Annotated in this window: 16 protein-coding genes and 1 pseudogene; 4 read left to right on the top strand and 13 right to left on the bottom strand. The window is 73.4% G+C overall.

The features are described 5' to 3' along the window. From ACI6PP_RS16160 to ACI6PP_RS16130, 7 genes and pseudogenes are all read right to left on the bottom strand, one after another. Positions 1 to 230 (bottom strand): annotated as a pseudogene (locus ACI6PP_RS16160) (NADH-quinone oxidoreductase subunit F); the annotation flags it as partial. Next, on the bottom strand, positions 227 to 1090 hold the full coding sequence (gene nuoE / locus ACI6PP_RS16155) for an NADH-quinone oxidoreductase subunit NuoE (RefSeq protein WP_421112639.1): 864 nt from the start codon (positions 1088 to 1090) through the stop codon (positions 227 to 229). The gene nuoE and the pseudogene ACI6PP_RS16160, both read right to left, overlap by 4 nt. Further along, positions 1087 to 2436, bottom strand: coding sequence for an NADH-quinone oxidoreductase subunit D (locus tag ACI6PP_RS16150; RefSeq protein ID WP_421112638.1), 1350 nt, complete (start codon positions 2434 to 2436; stop codon positions 1087 to 1089). The genes nuoE and ACI6PP_RS16150 overlap by 4 nt, the downstream gene beginning before the upstream one ends. Continuing rightward, on the bottom strand, positions 2436 to 3188 hold the full coding sequence (locus tag ACI6PP_RS16145) for an NADH-quinone oxidoreductase subunit C (RefSeq protein ID WP_421112637.1): 753 nt from the start codon (positions 3186 to 3188) through the stop codon (positions 2436 to 2438). The genes ACI6PP_RS16150 and ACI6PP_RS16145 overlap by 1 nt, the downstream gene beginning before the upstream one ends. Then, positions 3185 to 3739 carry a NuoB/complex I 20 kDa subunit family protein gene (locus tag ACI6PP_RS16140; RefSeq protein ID WP_421112636.1) on the bottom strand — a complete coding sequence of 185 codons (555 nt, stop codon included), beginning with the start codon at positions 3737 to 3739 and terminating at the stop codon, positions 3185 to 3187. Before ACI6PP_RS16140 ends, ACI6PP_RS16145 begins: the two co-directional genes overlap by 4 nt. 2 nt (positions 3740 to 3741) lie before the next feature. Then, positions 3742 to 4101 carry an NADH-quinone oxidoreductase subunit A gene (locus ACI6PP_RS16135; protein ID WP_421112635.1) on the bottom strand — a complete coding sequence of 120 codons (360 nt, stop codon included), beginning with the start codon at positions 4099 to 4101 and terminating at the stop codon, positions 3742 to 3744. A 491-nt stretch (positions 4102 to 4592) separates the two neighbouring features. Beyond that, complete coding sequence (locus ACI6PP_RS16130; RefSeq protein WP_421112634.1) at positions 4593 to 5333, bottom strand: demethylmenaquinone methyltransferase; 741 nt, start codon at positions 5331 to 5333, stop codon at positions 4593 to 4595. Between the two features lie 28 nt (positions 5334 to 5361). On the opposite strand from ACI6PP_RS16130, the gene ACI6PP_RS16125 reads away from it, so the two are divergent. Both ACI6PP_RS16125 and ACI6PP_RS16120 read left to right on the top strand, forming a co-directional pair. Next, positions 5362 to 6621 (top strand): isochorismate synthase, encoded by a 1260-nt coding sequence (locus ACI6PP_RS16125; protein WP_421112633.1) that lies wholly within the window; start codon positions 5362 to 5364, stop codon positions 6619 to 6621. A gap of 25 nt (positions 6622 to 6646) precedes the next feature. Continuing rightward, a complete protein-coding gene (locus ACI6PP_RS16120) occupies positions 6647 to 7366 on the top strand; it encodes a CPBP family intramembrane glutamic endopeptidase (protein WP_421112632.1) in 720 nt (239 codons plus the stop codon). 55 nt (positions 7367 to 7421) lie between these two features. Here the strand turns inward: ACI6PP_RS16120 and ACI6PP_RS16115 are convergent, their stop codons facing one another. Next, a complete protein-coding gene (locus ACI6PP_RS16115; protein WP_421112631.1) occupies positions 7422 to 8192 on the bottom strand; it encodes an SGNH/GDSL hydrolase family protein in 771 nt (256 codons plus the stop codon). 45 nt (positions 8193 to 8237) lie between these two features. Between ACI6PP_RS16115 and ACI6PP_RS16110 the strand changes: the two genes are divergently transcribed. Beyond that, positions 8238 to 8930 (top strand): YoaK family protein, encoded by a 693-nt coding sequence (locus tag ACI6PP_RS16110; RefSeq protein ID WP_421112630.1) that lies wholly within the window; start codon positions 8238 to 8240, stop codon positions 8928 to 8930. A 23-nt stretch (positions 8931 to 8953) separates the two neighbouring features. Then, positions 8954 to 11497: a DEAD/DEAH box helicase gene (locus tag ACI6PP_RS16105; protein ID WP_421112629.1), complete on the top strand. Its 2544-nt coding sequence runs from the start codon at positions 8954 to 8956 to the stop codon at positions 11495 to 11497. 153 nt (positions 11498 to 11650) lie between these two features. Here ACI6PP_RS16105 and ACI6PP_RS16100 read toward each other — a convergent pair whose 3' ends face one another. The 5 genes from ACI6PP_RS16100 to ACI6PP_RS16080 form a co-directional block, all read right to left on the bottom strand. After that, a complete protein-coding gene (locus ACI6PP_RS16100; protein ID WP_421112628.1) occupies positions 11651 to 11899 on the bottom strand; it encodes a hypothetical protein in 249 nt (82 codons plus the stop codon). 157 nt (positions 11900 to 12056) lie between these two features. Beyond that, positions 12057 to 14966, bottom strand: coding sequence for a helix-turn-helix transcriptional regulator (locus ACI6PP_RS16095; protein WP_421112627.1), 2910 nt, complete (start codon positions 14964 to 14966; stop codon positions 12057 to 12059). Positions 14967 to 15012: 46 nt separating this feature from the next. Continuing rightward, the gene (locus ACI6PP_RS16090; protein ID WP_421112626.1) at positions 15013 to 15147 is read right to left on the bottom strand and encodes a hypothetical protein; all 135 of its coding nucleotides are present in this window, start codon (positions 15145 to 15147) and stop codon (positions 15013 to 15015) included. 116 nt (positions 15148 to 15263) lie between these two features. Further along, the gene (locus ACI6PP_RS16085; protein ID WP_421112625.1) at positions 15264 to 16844 is read right to left on the bottom strand and encodes an aldehyde dehydrogenase family protein; all 1581 of its coding nucleotides are present in this window, start codon (positions 16842 to 16844) and stop codon (positions 15264 to 15266) included. After that, on the bottom strand, positions 16841 to 18460 hold the full coding sequence (locus ACI6PP_RS16080; RefSeq protein WP_421112624.1) for a GMC family oxidoreductase: 1620 nt from the start codon (positions 18458 to 18460) through the stop codon (positions 16841 to 16843). The genes ACI6PP_RS16085 and ACI6PP_RS16080 overlap by 4 nt, the downstream gene beginning before the upstream one ends. Positions 18461 to 18506 lie beyond the last annotated feature (46 nt).

Raw genomic sequence — 18506 nt, 5'->3', positions numbered from 1 at the left:
TGCGGCTTGCCGTCGCCTTGGGGAATGAAGCCCCACTTCATGCCGGTGGGGAAGCCGGCGCCGCCGCGCCCGCGCAGGCCGGAGTCCTTGACGGTCGTGATGACGTCGTCGGGGAGCATCGTCAGCGCTCGGCGCAGGCCGGCGTAGTCGCCGCCGTAGCCCTCGAGGGTCCAGGAACGCTCGGTGTCCCAGGTGTCCGACAGGACCGGGGTCAGCGTGGGGATGCTCATCGGTCGTCCTCCTGGGCGTCGTCGCGCTCGGCCGCCGGGGTGGCCCCGGTCTTCTCCTCGGCCTCGGCCTCGACGGCCTCGGCCTCGGCGTTCTCGTCGGTGCCCTGCTCGGCGGCCTGGACCGCCTTCTCGCCCTGCGTGCCGGCGGGGTCGGTGACGGGCTCGTGGCCCTCGACGTCGCCCACCGCGTCGCTGTCGGGGGCGCGCCAGTCGTTCTCGCGCGCGATGCCCAGGCCGAGCAGCGAGGCCGGCCCGGCGGCGGGGCCCTCGTCGGCGCGTCCGTCGGGGAAGCCCGCGAGCAGGCGCTCGCCCTCGCGCCAGGAGGTGATGCGGGCGCCGCGCGTGGGCAGCACCTCGCGTCCCTCGCGCAGCGCGTCGACGACCGCGACGGCCGAGTCGGGCGTCTGGTTGTCGAAGAACTCCCAGTTGACCATCATCACCGGCGCGTAGTCGCAGGCCGCGTTGCACTCGACGTGCTCGAGGGTGATCGTGCCGTCGTCGGTGGTCTCGTCGTGACCGACGTCGAGGTGCTCCTCGAGGCGCTTGAGGATCGCGTCGCCGCCCATCACCGCGCACAGCGTGTTGGTGCAGACGCCCACGTGGTGCGTGCCGACCGGTCGACGCTTGTACATCGTGTAGAAGGTCGCGACGCCGGACACCTCGGCGGTGGTGATGCCGAGGACCTCCGCGCACAGCTCGATGCCCTCGGGCGTGACGTAGCCCTGCACCGACTGCAGCAGGTGCAGCATCGGCAGCAGCGCCGAGCGAGACTGCGGGTAGCGGCCGGCGATCTCGGCCAGCTCGCCGCGGACGCCCGCGTCGAGGTCGCCCGTCGTGCGGGCCTCGGGATCGATGCTCACCGGTCCACCCCTCCCATCACCGGGTCGATGCTCGCGATCGCGACGATGACGTCGGACAGCATGCCGCCCTCGCTCATCACCGACGTGCCCTGCAGGTTGACGAAGGACGGGTCGCGGAAGTGCGCACGGTACGGGCGCGTGCCGCCGTCGGAGACCACGTGGCAGCCGATCTCGCCGCGGGGCGACTCGATCCCGACGTAGGCCTGGCCGGCCGGCACCCGGAAGCCCTCGGTGACGAGCTTGAAGTGGTGGATCAGCGCCTCCATGGACTCGCCCATGATGTGCTTGATGTGGTCGAGCGAGTTGCCCATGCCGTCGGCGCCGATGGACAGCTGCGCGGGCCAGGCGATCTTCTTGTCGGCGACCATGACGGGCTCGCCCTCCATCTTCGCCAGCCGTGCGGCGGCCTGCTCCACGATCTTGAGCGACTCCCACATCTCGGCCTGGCGCACGCGGAAGCGTCCGTACGAGTCGGGCTGGTCCCAGGTGATCGCCTCGAAGTCGTACGTCTCGTAGCCGGAGTAGGGCTGCTTCTTGCGCAGGTCCCAGTCCAGGCCGGTGGCGCGAAGCGGCGGGCCGGTGATGCCGAGCGACAGGCAGCCGGCCACGTCGAGGTAGCCGACGTCGACCAGGCGGCCCTTGAAGATCGGGTTGGCGTTGCAGAGCGCGGCGTACTCCGGCAGGCGCTTGCGCAGCAGCGCGACGACCTCGGCGATCTTCTCCAGCGCACCGCTGGGGAGGTCGAGCGAGACGCCGCCGGGACGGAAGTACGCCGAGTTCATCCGCAGGCCGGTGATCAGCTCGAACAGGTCGAGGATCATCTCGCGGTCGCGGAAGCCGCACGTCATGACGGTGAGCGCGCCGAGCTCCATGCCGCCGGTGGCGATGCACACCAGGTGCGAGGAGATGCGGTTGAGCTCCATCATCAGGACCCGCAGCGTCTGGGCCTTCTCGGGGATCTCGTCGGTGATCCCGAGCAGCTTCTCGACGGCGAGGACGTAGGCGGCCTCGTTGAAGAACGGCGCCACGTAGTCCATGCGGGTGCAGAACGTGACGCCCTGCGTCCAGCTGCGGAACTCCATGTTCTTCTCGATGCCGGTGTGCAGGTAGCCGATGCCCGCGCGGGCCTCGGTGACCATCTCGCCGTCGACCTCGAGGATCAGGCGCAGCACGCCGTGCGTGGACGGGTGCTGCGGGCCCATGTTGACCACGATGTGCTCGTCGCGTCCGTCCGAGCCGGCCGTGACCGAGTCCCAGTCCTGCCCGGTGACGGTGAACACCGGACCGCTGGTGGTCTCCTGCGCGCCCGCGTACGGGTCGGACGACGGGTTCTGGGTCTGGGTCATCAGTTGTACGACCTCCGCTGGTCGGGCGGCGGGACCGTCGCGCCCTTGTACTCGACGGGGATGCCGCCGAGGGGGTAGTCCTTGCGCTGCGGGTGGCCCGGCCAGTCGTCGGGCATCAGGATGCGGGTGAGCGCGGGGTGGCCGTCGAAGACGATGCCGAACATGTCCCAGGCCTCGCGCTCGTGCCAGTCGGCGGTCGGGTAGACCGGCACGACGGACGGCAGGTGCGGGTCGGCGTCGGGCACCGACACCTCGAGCCGGACGCGGCGGTTGTGCGTCATCGACAGCAGGTGGTGCACGACGTGCAGCTCGCGGCCGGTCTCGTGCGGGTAGTGGACGCCGGAGACCGCGCTGCACAGCTCGAAGCGCAGCGCGGGGTCGTCGCGCATGACGCGCGCGACGGTGAGGAGGTCGGCGGCGCGGACGTGGAACGTCAGCTCGTCGCGGTCGACGACGACCTTCTCGATCGACCCGGTGAGCTCCTCGCGGACGAGGGCCGACTCGAGCCGGTCGGCGACGTCGTCGAACCAGCCGCCGTAGGGACGCTGCGTGGCGCCGGGCAGCGTGATGGGCCGCGTGAGGCCGCCGTAGCCGGAGGTGTCGCCCGTCCCGCGGACGCCGAACATGCCCTCGCGGACGTCGACGACCTCGAGCGTGCTCGCGTCGCTGGGCACGACCTCGGCGCCGCGCGGCTCGCGGACCTGCTCGTGGCTGGGGTCCTGGGTGTTCGGACGCTGGACGTCGTCGCTCACCGGAGCAGACCCTTCTGCTCGATGGTCGGGGTGGCTCCCAGCGCGGCGGTCTCCAGCTCGTCGATCTCGGCGAGGCGGTGCGCACCGAGCTTGGTGTGCTGGATGTCCGAGTGCAGCTTGAGGATCGCGTCGATCAGCATCTCGGGCCGCGGCGGGCAGCCGGGCAGGTACATGTCGACGGGGACGACGTGGTCGACGCCCTGCACGATCGCGTAGTTGTTGAACATGCCGCCCGAGCTGGCGCAGACGCCCATCGCGAGGACGTACTTGGGGCCGGCCATCTGGTCGTAGATCTGGCGCAGGACGGGCGCCATCTTCTGGCTGACGCGGCCGGCGACGATCATCAGGTCGGCCTGGCGCGGCGAGGGACGGAACACCTCCATGCCGAAGCGCGAGGAGTCGTAGCGCGGCGCGCCGAACGTCATCATCTCGATGGCGCAGCAGGCCAGGCCGAAGGTGGCCGGCCAGAACGAGGCCTTGCGGAAGTACCCCGCCAGGCCCTCGACGGTGGACAGGAGCACTCCGCTGGGGAGCTTCTCTTCGAGTCCCATGGTCAGTCCCACTCCATTCCGCCGCGCCGCCACTCGTAGGCGTACGCGATCGTGACGTTGACCAGGAAGAGCACCGCGGCCCACAGCGGGAACCAGCCGAGCTGGTCGGACGCCACGGCGTACGGGTAGAGGATGATCACCTCGATGTCGAAGACGATGAACATCATCGCGGTGATGAAGTACTTGACCGAGACCCTGCCGCCACCGATGGGCTGCGGCGTGGGCTCGATGCCGCACTCGTAGGAGTCGAGCTTGGCGCGGTTGTAGCGCGCGGGGCCGGTGAACGGCGCGATGCCCACGGAGAAGACCGCGAACCCCGCGGCCACCACGCCGAGGGCCAGGATCGGGATGTAGGCGTTCACGGTGTCACTCCCCTGTCGCGGACGGTGCTCGAGACGACTGCGGTGCCGGCGCCCTCGACCCGCACCGCTGCCACCGTCGTGTGCGTTCGTGAAAACGTTCACGAGGTGGTGCTGAGGTGACGCCGGGGGTGACGACGTCGGCCAGTGTATGCCCGGTCACACCCGGTGCGACACGGGGGTGTGACCGGCGACACCGCCCCTGACCTGGGGATTTAGCGCATTTCCGGCTTGCGTTATTGAGGGTCACGGCGCACGCGGTGCCACGCCCCGCGCCACCCGCCCTCGCCGCCGCACCTCCCGCCCGCGCGCCGACCTGAGAATCGGCGTATGACCGCGTGGGCGGGTCATACGCCGATTCCTCCGTCGCGCCAGGTGCCGGGCGCGGTTGCCTGACGCGTCCGGCGCCCGGCTGGCCAGGCGCCGCGGCGAAGGCGACCTGGGGTTGGTCGTCGAGGCCGCGAGCAACGCCGCCAGCCGGGATGCCGGGCGCGTCAGAGGGGCTTGGTGGCGTGGTGGAGGGCCACGATCCCGCCGGTGAGGTCGGTCCAGGTGACCGAGCGCCAGCCGGAGTCGTGCACCTGGCCGGCGAGCGAGGCCTGGTCGGGCCAGGAGCGGATCGACTCGGCGAGGTAGACGTACGACTCGGGGTTGGACGAGACCCGGCGCGCGACGGACGGCAGCGCGCGCATCAGGTAGTTGACGTAGACGGTGCGGAAGGGCGCCCAGGTGGGCCGGCTGAACTCGCACACCACCAGGCGGCCGCCCGGACGGGTGACGCGCAGCATCTCGCGCAGGCCCGCCGTCGGGTCGACGACGTTGCGCAGCCCGAACGAGATCGTGACCGCGTCGAAGGAGTCGTCGGCGAACGGCAGGCGCGTCGCGTCGCCGGCGACGAACGGCAGGTGCGCGTACTGCTGACGGCCCTGGCGCAGCATGCCGATGGAGAAGTCGCACGGCACGACGGTGGCGCCGGCGCGGGCGAAGGGGACGCTGGAGGTCCCGGTGCCGGCGGCGAGGTCGAGGATCGTCTCACCCTCGGCGGGCGCGACGGACTCGACGACCCGGCGGCGCCAGCGGCGGTCCTGGCCGAGCGACAGCACGTCGTTGGTGAGGTCGTAACGACGGGCGACGTCGTCGAACATGCGGGCGACCTCGGTCGGCTGCTTGGTCAGGTCGGCTCGCGTCACGCCCTCATCGTCCCATCGTGTGACGTCCCCCGCCCCATCGGGCATCGGGCTCCTCGCGACGTACCCTGAACAGGTGACAAGCCCCTCGGGCCCGGAGGCCGACGCACCCCGTCTGGTGGTGCGCACGACGCTCGTCGGAGCCCTCCCCGTCGGTCTGCTGGACCTGCTCCCCGAGCGCGACGCCCTCGCCTGGGTGCGCGACGGCGACGGCCTCGTGGGCTGGGGACGCGCCGCCTCGATCCGCACCCGCGGCCCCGGCCGGTTCGCCGACGCGCAGGACTGGTGGCGCGACGTCACCGCCGCGGCCGACGTCCGCGACGACCTCGACTGCCCCGGGTCGGGCCTGGTCGCGTTCGGCTCCTTCGCCTTCGCCGACGACCCCGGCGACTCCGTCCTCGCCGTGCCCGAGGTGGTGGTCGGCCGCCGCGGCGACCTCGTCTGGGTGACCACGGTCGGCACCACCGAGCGTCCGGCTCCCTCGCTCGACGCCGGCACCGAGGCCGTCCGCCCCGAGAACGTCGTGTTCACCGACGGTGCCCGCGACGGCGCCGAGTGGGAGACGGTGGTGGCCGAGGCCGTCCGCCGCATCACCGACGGCGACCTCGACAAGGTGGTGCTCGCCCGCGACCTCGTCGCCCACCTCGACGCGCCGCTCGACACCCGCTGGCCGTTGCGACGGCTGGCGGCCACCTATCCCCCGTGCTGGACCTTCCACGTCGACGGCCTGTTCGGCGCGACCCCGGAGATGCTCGTGCGGCGCGAGCGCGGCCTCGTCACGTCGCGCGTGCTGGCCGGCACCATCCGCCGCACCGGCGACGACGCGCACGACCTCGCGCTGGCCGCGTCGCTCGCGCGGTCGAGCAAGGACCTCGAGGAGCACGAGTACGCGGTGCGCTCGGTCGCCGACGTGCTGGCCGACCACTGCACCGGGATGAACGTGCCCGAGTCGCCATTCGTCCTGCACCTGCCCAACGTCATGCACCTGGCCTCGGACGTCGCCGGCGTCATCGACGACGACACGTCCGCGCTCGAGCTCGCGGGCGCGCTGCACCCGTCCGCGGCCGTGGGCGGCACGCCCACCAAGACCGCCATCGACCTGATCCTCGAGATCGAGGGCATGGACCGCGGCCGGTACGCCGGACCGGTGGGCTGGATCGACGCCGACGGCGACGGCGAGTGGGGCATCGCGCTGCGCTCGGCCGCGGTCGAGGACGACGGGTCGCGCGTCCGCCTCTACGCGGGCTGCGGCATCGTCGCCGACTCCGACCCCGAGGCCGAGCTCGCCGAGAGCCAGGCCAAGCTCATCCCGGTGCGCGACGCCCTGACCTCCTGACCTCGCGGGCTGCCACCCTGGCACCGTGGTGCTCCAGGTGGTGGTCCTCGTCGCGGTGGCGGCCGTGCTCGCGCTGTACGTGCGTCACGACCTGCGCGAGTACGCCCGGTTCAGGGCGCTGACCTCGACGGACGACCGCGTCCGCTCCTACCGGCGCTGGTGCCTGCAGGGTCCGCTGCTGTTCGGCGGCACGGCGCTGCTCGCCCTCGCGGCGGCGGGGCGTCCGGTCGAGGCGCCGCTCGAGCGGGCCGCGTCGAGCGACCTCCTGACCTCGGTCCGCGACGCCCTGAGCCCCGGCTTGGTCGCCGCGTTCGCGACGGCGGTCGTCGTGGGGTCGGTGGTCGGCGCGGTGGCCGCCCGGCGCGGGTCCGGGCCGGCGACGATCGGCGACGTCGAGCCCCTGCTCCCCCGCAACCGCGTCGAGCTGCCGTGGGGCGGCCTGCTGTCGGTGACGGCCGGGGTGTTCGAGGAGCTGGCGTTCCGTCTCGCGCTGCCCGCCCTCGTCCTGGCGGTGACGGGCAGCGTGGTCGCGGCGTTCGTCGGCCCGACCGTCCTGTTCGGCCTGCTGCACGCCTACCAGGGCGTCGGCGGGGTGGTCGGCACGACGGTGCTCGGCGCGCTCATGGTCGTGGTGTACCTGGCCACCGGCCGGCTGTGGGTCGCGATCGTCCTGCACGTGCTGCTCGACCTGCGCGCGCTCGTCCTCGCCCCGGCGCTCTCCGGCGCCTGGTCTCGCCCCGCCTAGCGGTGGGTACGGCCCCACTTCGGGGCTGATCCTGGGGGCACACCCACCGCCGAGGTCAGATGGGTGCGAGCTCCGGCCGCTTGGCGGTGACGGCGTCGCCGGACGACGTGCCGCGGATGCGGCGCTCGACCCAGGGCAGGGCGTGCTCCTTGGCCCAGGCGAGGTTGGCGTCGCGTCGCTCGTTCTTGGGGACGAAGGCCGCCTTCGCGAGCGGCTCGCTGACCAGCTCGTGAGGCACGCCCAGGGTGTCGAGGACGGCGATCGCCATGCGGGTGTGGCCGCGCCACGACATGTGCATGCGGTCGTCGTCCCACAGCCGGTTGTCGGCGTACTCGCGCAGCCGCCAGTAGTCCAGGAGCGTCGCGCCGTTGACGTCGACCATCTCGCGCACCAGCTCGTTGTAGATCGCGAACCGTCCGCGCATCGTCCCGATCACGGGGGCGCCGACGGGGTCGACGGCCGTCCAGACGACGACGCGCGCGCCCGTCCCCACCAACGTCCCGACCGCCTCGCCGTACCGCCTGACGAGGTCGTCGAGGTCGACCTTGGGCCGCAGGATGTCGTTGGCGCCGGCGTAGATCGTCACCAGGTCCGGGCGCATCGCGACGGCGGCGTCGATCTGCTCGTCCAGGATGGCGTCGAGCTTGCGTCCGCGGATCGCGAGGTTGGCGTACCCGAAGTCGTCGGTGCGCGTCGACAGGACCTCCGCGACGCGGTCGGCCCACCCGCGCAGCCCGTTGGGACGCGACGGGTCGGGGTCGCCGACGCCCTCGGTGAACGAGTCGCCGAGCGCGACGTAGCGGTGGAAGACAGGTGACGCGGTCATGCCCCGATCGTCTCAGGGCGGTGGTGCTGTTGGCAGGATCGCCCCATGAGCACCGCCGCGCAGCGCCTGCACGCCAGCGGGCCCGTCCACGTCCCGCTGATGCTGGCGCTCACCTTCTCGACCGGTGTCGTCGACGCGGTCGGCTACCTCGGGCTCGACCGCGTCTTCACCGGCAACATGACGGGCAACGTCGTCATCCTCGGCATGGCGCTCGTCGGCGCCGACGACCTGCCGATCGTGGGGCCGGTGCTCGCGCTCGTCGGGTTCGTGCTGGGCGCGGCGCTCGGCGGGTTCGCGCTGCGGCACCGCGCCAGCGGGTGGTCGCGGCGGACGAGCGGCCTGCTCGCCGTCGTCGCCGTCGTGCTGACGGCGCTCGCGGTGACGCTGCTCGTCGTCCCGTCGTTCCCCGAGCCGCTGGCGCTGTCGGTCACCGGCGTCCTCGGCGCCGCGATGGGCCTGCAGGCGGCCACGGCACGGCACCTCGCCGTCGCCGACGTCACCACGGTCGTCGTCACGTCGACGCTCACCGGCCTGGCGGCCGACTCGGTCCTCGGCAACCGGTCGGGCACCCGGCAGTGGCGGCGCCTCGGTGCCGTCGGCCTGATCCTGCTCGGCGCGGCCGCCGGCGCGGCGCTGCTGCGCTGGGAGCTGGGCGCCGGGGTCGCGCTGTCCGCGGCGATCACCATCGTGGTGGTCGTCGTCGGACACGTCGCGATGCGCCGCGCGTCCGCCACCTGACGCACGCCCGTAGGGTCAGGCGCATGCGCCTCGTCGACCACCTGCCCGAGGGCCCGTTCGACGAGGACCTGACGCTGGCGGCGTTCACCGAGTGGGCCGACGCGCAGGGCCTGGCGCTGTACCCGCACCAGGAGGAGGCGCTCCTGGAGGTGCTGGCGGGGTCGAACGTCATCGTCGCCACGCCCACCGGGTCGGGCAAGAGCCTGATCGCCGCGGGCGCGCAGCTCGCGGCGCTGGCCGCCGGCCGTCGCACGTACTACACCGCCCCGATCAAGGCGCTGGTGTCGGAGAAGTTCTTCGCGCTCGTCGAGCTGTTCGGCGCCGAGAACGTCGGCATGGTGACCGGTGACGCCGCCGTCAACGCCGACGCCCCGATCATCGCGGCCACCGCCGAGATCCTGGCCAACAAGGCGCTGCGCGAGGGCGCGGACGCCGACGTCGGCCTGGTGGTGATGGACGAGTTCCACTACTACTCCGACCCCGACCGCGGCTGGGCGTGGCAGGTGCCGCTGCTCGAGCTGACGAACGCGCAGTTCGTGCTGATGTCGGCCACGCTCGGCGACACGACGTTCTTCGCCGACGACCTCACCCGCCGGACGGGACGCGAGACGGCCACCGTCACGTCGGTCGAGCGGCCCGTCCCGCTCGTGTTCGAGTACGTGACGACGCCCGTCCACGAGACGCTCGAGGAGCTGCTGGGCTCGCACCAGGCGCCGGTCTACGTCGTGCACTTCACGCAGGCGTCGGCGATCGAGCGGGCTCAGGCGCTCGCGTCGATGAACGTCGCCACGCGCGCCGAGCGCGACGCGATCCGCGACACGATCGGCGCGTTCCGGTTCACGTCCGGGTTCGGCACGTCGCTGTCGCGGCTGGTGCGCCTGGGGATCGGGGTGCACCACGCGGGCATGCTGCCGCGCTACCGCCGGCTCGTCGAGACGCTGACGCAGGCCGGGCTGCTGAAGGTGGTCTGCGGCACCGACACCCTCGGCGTCGGCATCAACGTGCCGATCCGCACCGTGCTGTTCTCGGCGCTCACCAAGTACGACGGGACGCGCCAGCGTCACCTGCAGGTGCGCGAGTTCCAGCAGATCGCCGGACGCGCGGGCCGGGCCGGGTTCGACAGCGTCGGGTCGGTGGTCGTCGAGGCGCCCGACCACGTCGTCGAGAACGCCAAGGCGCTCGCCAAGGCCGGTGACGACGTCAGGAAGCAGCGCAAGATCACCCGCAAGAAGGCGCCCGAGGGCTTCGTCAACTGGACCGAGTCGACGTACGAGCGGCTGACGACCGGCGAGCCCGAGCCGCTGGTGTCGCGGATGAAGGTGTCGCACGCGATGGTGCTCGACGTCGTGCAGCGCGACGGCGACGCGTTCGCGTCGATGCGCCACCTGCTGCGCGACAACCACGAGCCGCGGCGTCGTCAGAACCAGCTGATCCGCGAGGCGATCGCGATCTTCCGCGCGCTGGTGGCCGGCGGCGTCGTCGAGCGGGTGCCCGAGCCGGGTCCCGACGGACGCACGGTGCGGCTGACGGTCGACCTGCCGCCCGACTTCGCGCTCAACCAGCCGCTGTCGCCGTTCGCCGTCGCGGCGCTCGACGTCCTGGACCCCGACTCCGAGGACTACGCCCTCGACGTGGTGTCGGTGATCGAGTCGACGCTCGAGGACCCGCGGACCATCCTGCGCGCCCAGCAGCACCGGGCACGGGGCGAGGCCGTGGCGGAGATGAAGTCCGAGGGCATCGAGTACGAGGAGCGGATGGAGCTGCTCGACGAGGTCACCCACCCGCAGCCGCTGCGCGACGTCCTCGAGGCGGCGTACGAGGCGTACAAGGCCGGGCACCCGTGGGTGGCCGACCACGAGCTGCGCCCCAAGTCCGTCGCCCGCGAGATGTGGGAGCGGTCGATGACGTTCGCCGAGCTGGTGTCGTACCACCAGCTCGCGCGGTCCGAGGGGCTCGTGCTGCGCTACCTGTCCGACGTCTACAAGGCGCTGCGGCACACCGTCCCCGCCGCGGCGCGCGACGAGCTGCTCGAGGACATCACCGCCTGGCTCGGCGAGGTCGTCCGCCAGACCGACTCCTCGCTGCTCGACGAGTGGGAGGAGCTCGCCGCCGGCGGCGGGCAGGCCGTCGTCGCGGCGCGTGCGGCGATCGACGCGACGCCCACCGCGCTCACGTCCAACGCGCGCGCGTTCCGGGTGCTCGTGCGCAACGCGCTGTTCCGTCGGGTGGAGCTGGCGGCGCTGCGCCGCTGGGAGGAGCTCGGCGCGCTGGACTCGGCCGCCGGCTGGACCGCCACGCACTGGGCCGAGGCGATGGCCGAGTACTACGCGGAGTACGACGTGCTGGGCACCGACGCCGACGCCCGCGGCCCGTCGATGTTCGTCGTCGACGACGACCCCGAGCGCGACGACCCCGACGCCGGGCGCGTGTGGGAGGTCGAGCAGGTGATGGCCGACCCCGACGGCGACCACGACTGGCGCATCCGCGCGACCGTCCACCTCGACGCCTCCGACGAGGCGGGCGTGCCCGTCCTCCAGCTCCGCACCGTCGAGCCCCTCACCTCCTAGCTCCCTCCCCCGCCCCACCCCTTCCGCCGAGTGGCGCAAGTTCGGGGTCGACACGCGGTCGGGCGCCCGGATTTGCGCCACTCGCCGCGGGTTTTGCGCCACTCGGCGTGTTGGTGCGATAGGCGGCGGACCGCTTCTCGGACGAGGTCGTCCTCAGGAGCGCGCACCTCGTCGACCCGCGCGGTAGGCGCCCACCGCGACGACGCAGAGCGCCCCGGCCACGGCCAGCAGTGCTCCGGCGACCTGACCGCGGCCCACGAGGTACGGCACCGCCGGGCTGATGCTGTCGGCGAGCGACGCGCAGGCGTAGTCACCGGAGGCCGCCCCCGCGGCCACGAGCCACCCCCCGGACACGACGGCGACGACGGCGAGGAGGACGACCCAGGTGCTCGTGCGCGGCATGGGTGCACGGTAGTCGCGCGACCAGGCCACGGGCGGCGTCCGGCCGAGTGGCGCAAAAGCTGCGGCCAGTGGCGCAAGGTCGGGCTCGTCGCCGGCGTGTCGCCCCGGTTTTGCGCCACTCGGCGGAAGGGCGGAGAGGCGGGAGGGAGGGGTGGGGTCAGTCGGGGAGGAGGCCGCGGCGGCGGGCGAGGGAGGCGGCCTCGGTGCGGCCGGAGGCGCCGAGCTTGGCGAGGACGTTCGACACGTGGACGCTCACGGTCTTGGTGCTGATGAACAGCCGGGTGCCGATCTCGCCGTTGGTGCGCCCCTCGGCGACGAGCGCCAGCACCTCGAGCTCACGCGGCGTCAGGGCCGTCGACGGGGCCGCCGCGCGTCCCGGGCCGCGGAGCAGCGACAGCTCGGCCAGCAGCGGCCGGGCGCGGAGCCGGGTCGCCACCTCGCGGGCGGCGGACGCCTGGACGTCCGCGTCGCCCTGACGTCCGGCCGTCCGCAGCGCCGCGGCCAGCCGAGCCCGTGAGCGCGCCGACTCGTAGACGTGGCCGGCGGCCTCGAACGCCGCGACCGTGCGCTCCCACGCCGCCACCAGGTCGTCCGCGTCGACGGCCTCTCCGGCCGCCCGCCGGAGCCGCAGCCGCTCGGCGTGCGTGCGGGCGAGCCAGGCCTGCGACTCCACCCCCTGCTGACGGGGCCCCTCGCGCGTCGCGATGACGCCCGCCACCTCCTCGACGTCGGCCGCCCGCTCAAGCCAGGCGGCGCGCACCTGCGGCCCGGCGGCGGAGACGTGGCGGGCCAGCACGCCCAGCAGCACCGCCCCGAACCGCACGCGCGCGGAGAAGCGCGGCTCCCAGGTGCGCGACAGCAGCGCGACCGCCTCGTCGTGGAACGCGAGCGCACCCTCGACGTCCCCGGCGTCGCCCATCAGCTCGACGCCCGCGCCGGCGGCGAGGATCGCGACGAACCCCTCCCGCTCCCACACGCCGCGGCTCGCGAGCACCGGGCCGATCGCGGTCGCGTCGCCGCGTCCGGCTCGGACGAGCATCGCCGCGGTCGAGATCATCGCCGCCGGCACCGGTGGCGCAGCGGAGCCCGACAGGTCCGCGACGGCGAGCGCGCCGTCCCAGTCGCCCGCCATGTAGGACGAGACCACCTGCAGCACCCAGGCGTCCACGCCGAACGGCGCCCAGGTGTGGCGCAGGACGCGGGCACGCTCGGCGACGGCCGCGAAGTCGGGGACGGCGCCGGCGGGGTCGCCGCCCTCCATGCGCATCGTCGCCAGGTGGTAGCCGGCGCGCAGCTCGGCCACCGCGTCGCCGTCGCGGCGGGCCTGCCTGACCACGTCCTCCAGCACGTGCCGTGCCCCGTCGGGGTCGCCGAGCCTCTCCTCGAGCCGCGCGAGCGTCACCCGCAGGTCGGTGGCGAGCCGTGACTGGCCGCTGCGCTCGGCGAGGTCGATGGCCCGGGACGCCTCGACGATCGTCGCCTCGGTGGTCTCCGGCGGTGCGGCCCGGGCGTAGACGGCGAGGACGCGGGCCGTCACCTCGTCGTCGTCCAGGTCGTCGAGCAGGCCGTGCGCCTCGATCGCGACCTCCCACGGGTCCACACCGGTGTCGGCGACGAGCGCCGCGTCGGCCAGGGCCGCGAGCAGCCGGGCGCGGCGGGCCACGGACGCCGACGCGGGCAGGTGGTCGAGCGCGTCGCGCAGCATCGCGACGGCGCGGTCGACGTGGCCGCCGTCGACGGCCGCCTGGGCGGCCCGCAGCGTCAGGGCCAGCACGTCCACGCCGTCGGGCACCTCGCCCTCGCCGAGCAGCTCGAGCGCGCGCTCGTAGTGCCGGCCCGCCTCGCCCGGACCGCCGACGCGCATCGCCTCGTCGCCGGCCTCCAGGCTCGCGCGCACCGCGACGTCGCGCTGGCCGGAGAGCCGGGCGTGCCGGGCCAGCTCGGCGGCCGATCCCTCGACCGCCCCCGACCCGAGCGCCCGCGCGTAGGCCCCGTGCAGACGGGTGCGCTCGCCGGGCATGAGGTCGTCGTAGACCGCCTCGGCCAGCAGCGCGTGCCGGAAGGCGTAGCGGCCAGACTCGTCGGCCACGAGCACGTGCCGCTCGACGGCCGAGCGCAGCGCGGCGTCGAGGTCGGCGTCGGGGGTGTCGGCGACGGCGTCCAGCAGGGCGTGCGAGACCCGGCGCCCGGCGACGGACGCCGTCCGCACCACCCGACGCGCGCCGTCGTCGAGCTGCTCGAGCCGCACGAGCAGCAGGTCGGCCAGGTCGAGCGGCAGCCCACCGGCGGCCACGGCGCCGACGAGCTCCTCGACGAAGAAGGCGTTGCCGTCCGCGCGGTCGACGATCTCGGCGACGTCGGCCTCGCCGAGGGCGGCGGCGCCCAGGTCGCGGACGAGCAGGCGGACGTCGGGCTCGCCCAGCGGGTCCAGCTGCACCCGCTCGACCCCGGTGACGCGCGTCCACTGGGCGATGACGGGACGCAGCGGGTGCCGGCGGTGCAGGTCGTCGCTGCGGTAGGAGACGACGAACCGCAGCGGCACGTCGCTCTGGCGGGCCAGGGCGACGCTCAGGACGTCCCGGGTGGACTGGTCGGCCCAGTGGGCGTCCTCGACCACGACGAGCAGCGGCGCGTCCGCGGCGAGGTCGGTGAGGGCGCCGAGCACGCCCTCGATCAGCTCGGCGCGGTCGAGCGGCACCGGGACGTCGGACGTGCGCTGGCGGTGGCGTGGCAACAGGCGGCGCACCGCCGGGTGGGCGGCGACCAGCTGCTCGGTGCGGTCGGGGACCTCGGCGTCGAGGCGGCCGAACATCTCGGTGAGCGGCAGCGACGGCACCTCGTCGTCGCCGAGGTCGAGGCAGTGGCCGGCGAGCACCCGCCAGCCGGCGTCGCGCGCGTGAGCGCCGAGCTCGGACAGCAGCCGCGTCTTGCCGATCCCCGCGTCGCCCCCGAGCAGGACGGCGCGCGAAGTCGCGGCGGCGGGGTCGTCGATGCCCAGCGCGGCGACGACCTGGGCGAGCTCGACGGCGCGGCCGACGATCCCGCCCGGGCGTGGGGGATGGAGCATGCCGTCCATCATCGCCTGTCCCGGCGGATCCACGCCCCGGTGCGGGTCAGCGGCTGCGGCGCCTGAGCCGGCGGGCACGACGCACCTCGGCGGCGAGGTGCTCGTTCTCGACGAACCGGCGTGCGCTGATCTGGCGGTACTCGATCTCGGCGATCAGGCTCGGGTCGATGCGTGCGTCCATGGTCTGCTCCGTCCCTCGGCCGCCCCGGGCGGGCGGCGTCGAGGTCGACGATGCGTCCCTGAGGTAGCCCCGGACATCGGGCGACCTCCCTATCTCGGGACGGAGCCGCGTGACCGCTACCTCAGCAGGCCCCGGACCTTGGTGATGCTGGCGCCGATCTTGGAGCCGGCCTCCTTGGGGAGGGTCGAGGCGCCACCGTGGAGGACGGTGATGATCTGGCTCAGCTGACGGTCGGCGGCGGCCGTGCGGGTGAACGTCATCAGGGCCAGCGGCGGCTTCATCCGCTGGCGGGCGACGGCGTGGGCGTAGGTGAACTCCTTGAGGCCGTCGGGGCCGTGGATGCGCCCGAAGCCGGAGTCGCCCACGCCACCGAAGGGCAGCGACGGGATGGCCGCGAAGCTGATCACCGCGTTCACCGACGTCATGCCGGAGCGGATCCGCGACGCGATCTCGGCGCCGCGCGCCCGGGAGAACACCGCGCCGCCGAGGCCGTACGAGGTGGCGTTGGTCTTGGCGACGGCCTCGTCCATGTCGCGCACCTTCGACACCGTCAGCGTCGGGCCGAAGGTCTCCTGGGTCACCGCGGACGAGTCCTCGGGCGTGTCGAGCAGGACGGTGGGCTGCACGTAGCGGTCGCCGACGGCGTCGATGCCGCCGACGAGCGCGCGGGCGCCCTTGTCGAGCGCGTCCTGCACGTGCCCGCGGATGACGTCGAGCTGCGACGGCATGGTGATCGGGCCCAGCTTGGAGCCCTCCCCCGCGCCCGCGGACAGCCCGCGCGTGGCCTTCTCGACCTCCACCACGAAGTCGTCGTAGACCCGCTCGTGGACGTACACGCGCTCGATGCCGATGCAGGTCTGGCCGGCGTTGGACATGCCGCCCCAGACGGCGGCGTCGGCGGCCGCGGCGAGGTCCGCGTCGTCGTCGACGATCATCGCGTCCTTGCCACCGGCCTCGATGATCACGGGCGTGAGGTTCTCGGCGGCGGCGGCCATCACCTTCTTGCCGGTGGCCGTGGAGCCGGTGAAGGCGAGCTTGTCGATGCCGGCCGACGACGCGAGCGCACCGCCCGTCGGGCCGAAGCCGGTGACCAGGCCGAGCAGGGCGCGGTCGGGGACGACCTCGCGCAGGCTGTCGGCGAGCCAGCGGCCGACGCCGGGCGTCAGCTCGCTCGGCTTGAACACGACGGTGTTGCCGGCGGCGAGCGCGTAGGCGATCGAGCCCATCGGCGTGAAGACCGGGTAGTTCCAGGGGCCGATGACGCCGACGACGCCCAACGGCTTGTACTCCACCGTCGCGGCCTGGTTGGCCATGAGCAGGCCGGGTGCGACGCTGCGGGGGCCGAGCACCTTCTTGGCGTGGCCGGCGGCCCAGGCGAGGTGGTCGATCGCGAGGGCGATCTCCATCGTGGCGTCGGCGTGCGGCTTGCCGGTCTCGCGGTGGACGACGTCGGCGAGCTGCGCCATGCGCCGCGTGATGACCCCGCGCCACTTGCCCAGCACGTCGGCGCGCTCGGCGAACGGCAGAGCCGACCACCACGTCGACGCCTCGCGGGCCGCGGCGACCGCGGCCTCGACGTCGGCGGCGGTGTGCACCGGGTAGGAGTCGACGACGTCGCCGGTGGCGGGGTCGAGGGAGTCGAACGTCTCGTGGTCGGGCTCGCGGACCTCGGCGGGCCTCTCGTCGATCGCGGTCATCGTGCGTCCTTCTGTGCGGTGCGGGGGCGGGGCGCGGGACGTCCGCGCAGCAGGTCGGCGGCCTTCTCGCCGATCATGATCGTGGGGGCGTTCGTGTTGCCGCGGGGCACCACCGGCATCACCGAGGCGTCGGCGACGCGCAGGTTCTCGATGCCGCGCACGCGGAGCTCGGGGTCGACGACGGACCCCTCGCCGCTGCCCATCGCGCAGGTGCCGACGGGGTGGTAGAGCGTCTGGGTGGTCTGCCGGACGTGCTCCTCGACGTCGGACGCCGACTCCGAGACGGGCATCTGCGGACCGTCGAGGAACTGGGCGAACGGGCCCGAGCGCGCGATGTCGTACGCCCGCTCCATGCCGGCGACGATCGCGTCGTGGTCGGTCTGGTCCTCGAGGTAGCGCGGGTCGATCTCGGGGTGCCACCGCGGGTCGGTGGATCGCAGGCGGACGTGGCCGCGGCTCTTGGGGTCGACGAGCGTGGACGCGACGGTGACGCCGCGCGACAGCGCCTCGCGGAGCCCGTTGTCCCAGAACCCGGCGGGCGCCATGTGGAACTGGACGTCGGGCGCGGCCAGGCCGTCGCGGCTGGCGAAGAACGCACCGGCCTCGGCGACGTTGGACACGAGCGGTCCGGTCCCGGTGGCCTTCCAGCGCAGCAGGTTGGTGAGCCCGGCGAGCTCGGTGAGGTCGGAGGTCCCCTTGGTGTTCCACAGGACGCCGGTGACGGGGTGGTCGTGCAGGTTCTCGCCGACGCCGGGGAGGTCGACGACGACGTCGACGCCCACCTCGCGCAGGTGCGCGGCGGGCCCGATGCCCGAGAGCATGAGCAGCTGCGGGGTGTTGAGCGAGCCGCCCGACAGCACCACCTCGGCGGACGCGTGCACGGCGTGCGTGGCGTCGTCCTGCAGGTACTCGACGCCGACGGCGCGGGTGACGTCGAGGAGCACGCGGGTGACGAGCGCACCGGTGCGGACGGTGAGGTTGGGCCGTCCCATCGCGGGGCGGATGAACGCGTCGGCGACGGACCAGCGACGGCCCTTGTGGTGGGTCACCTGGTAGAGGCCGGCGCCCTCCTGCTCGGCGCCGTTGAAGTCGTCGTTGGGCTTGAGGCCGGACGCGACGGCCGACTCGAGCCACGCGTGGCTGAGCTCGTGGGTGAAGCGGCGGTCCTCGACGTGCAGCGCGCCGCCCTGCCCGTGGTACGGGTCGCCGAGCCGGGTGTTGTCCTCGCTGCGCACGAAGTACGGCAGCACGTCCTCGTAGCCCCAGCCGGTGGCGCCGTGGGCGTCGCGCCAGCCGTCGTAGTCGGCGGCGTTGCCGCGGATGTAGATCATCGCGTTCATCGACGAGCAGCCCCCGAGGGCCTTCATCCGCGGCCAGTAGGCGCGGCGGCCGGCGAGCTGCTTCTGCGGGGTGGTCTCGTACTTCCAGTCCCACCTCGTCTTGAACAGCGACGAGAACGCGGCCGGGATCTTGATCTCGTCCGCGTCGTCCATCGGCCCGGCCTCGAGCAGCAGCACCCGGGTGCCGGGGTCCTCGCTCAGCCGGGCGGCGACGACGCCGCCGGCGCTCCCCGAGCCGACCACCACGTAGTCGAACTCTTCCGCGTGACCTGCCATGCGACCCTCCAGCGTGCGACGTTGGTCACAAGTTACGCGCTGGTAG

This window comes from Solicola agrisoli (assembly GCF_049059935.1).
Taxonomy (GTDB): domain Bacteria; phylum Actinomycetota; class Actinomycetes; order Propionibacteriales; family Nocardioidaceae; genus JAURVT01.
This window is presented reverse-complemented; position numbering and strand designations above follow the sequence as displayed.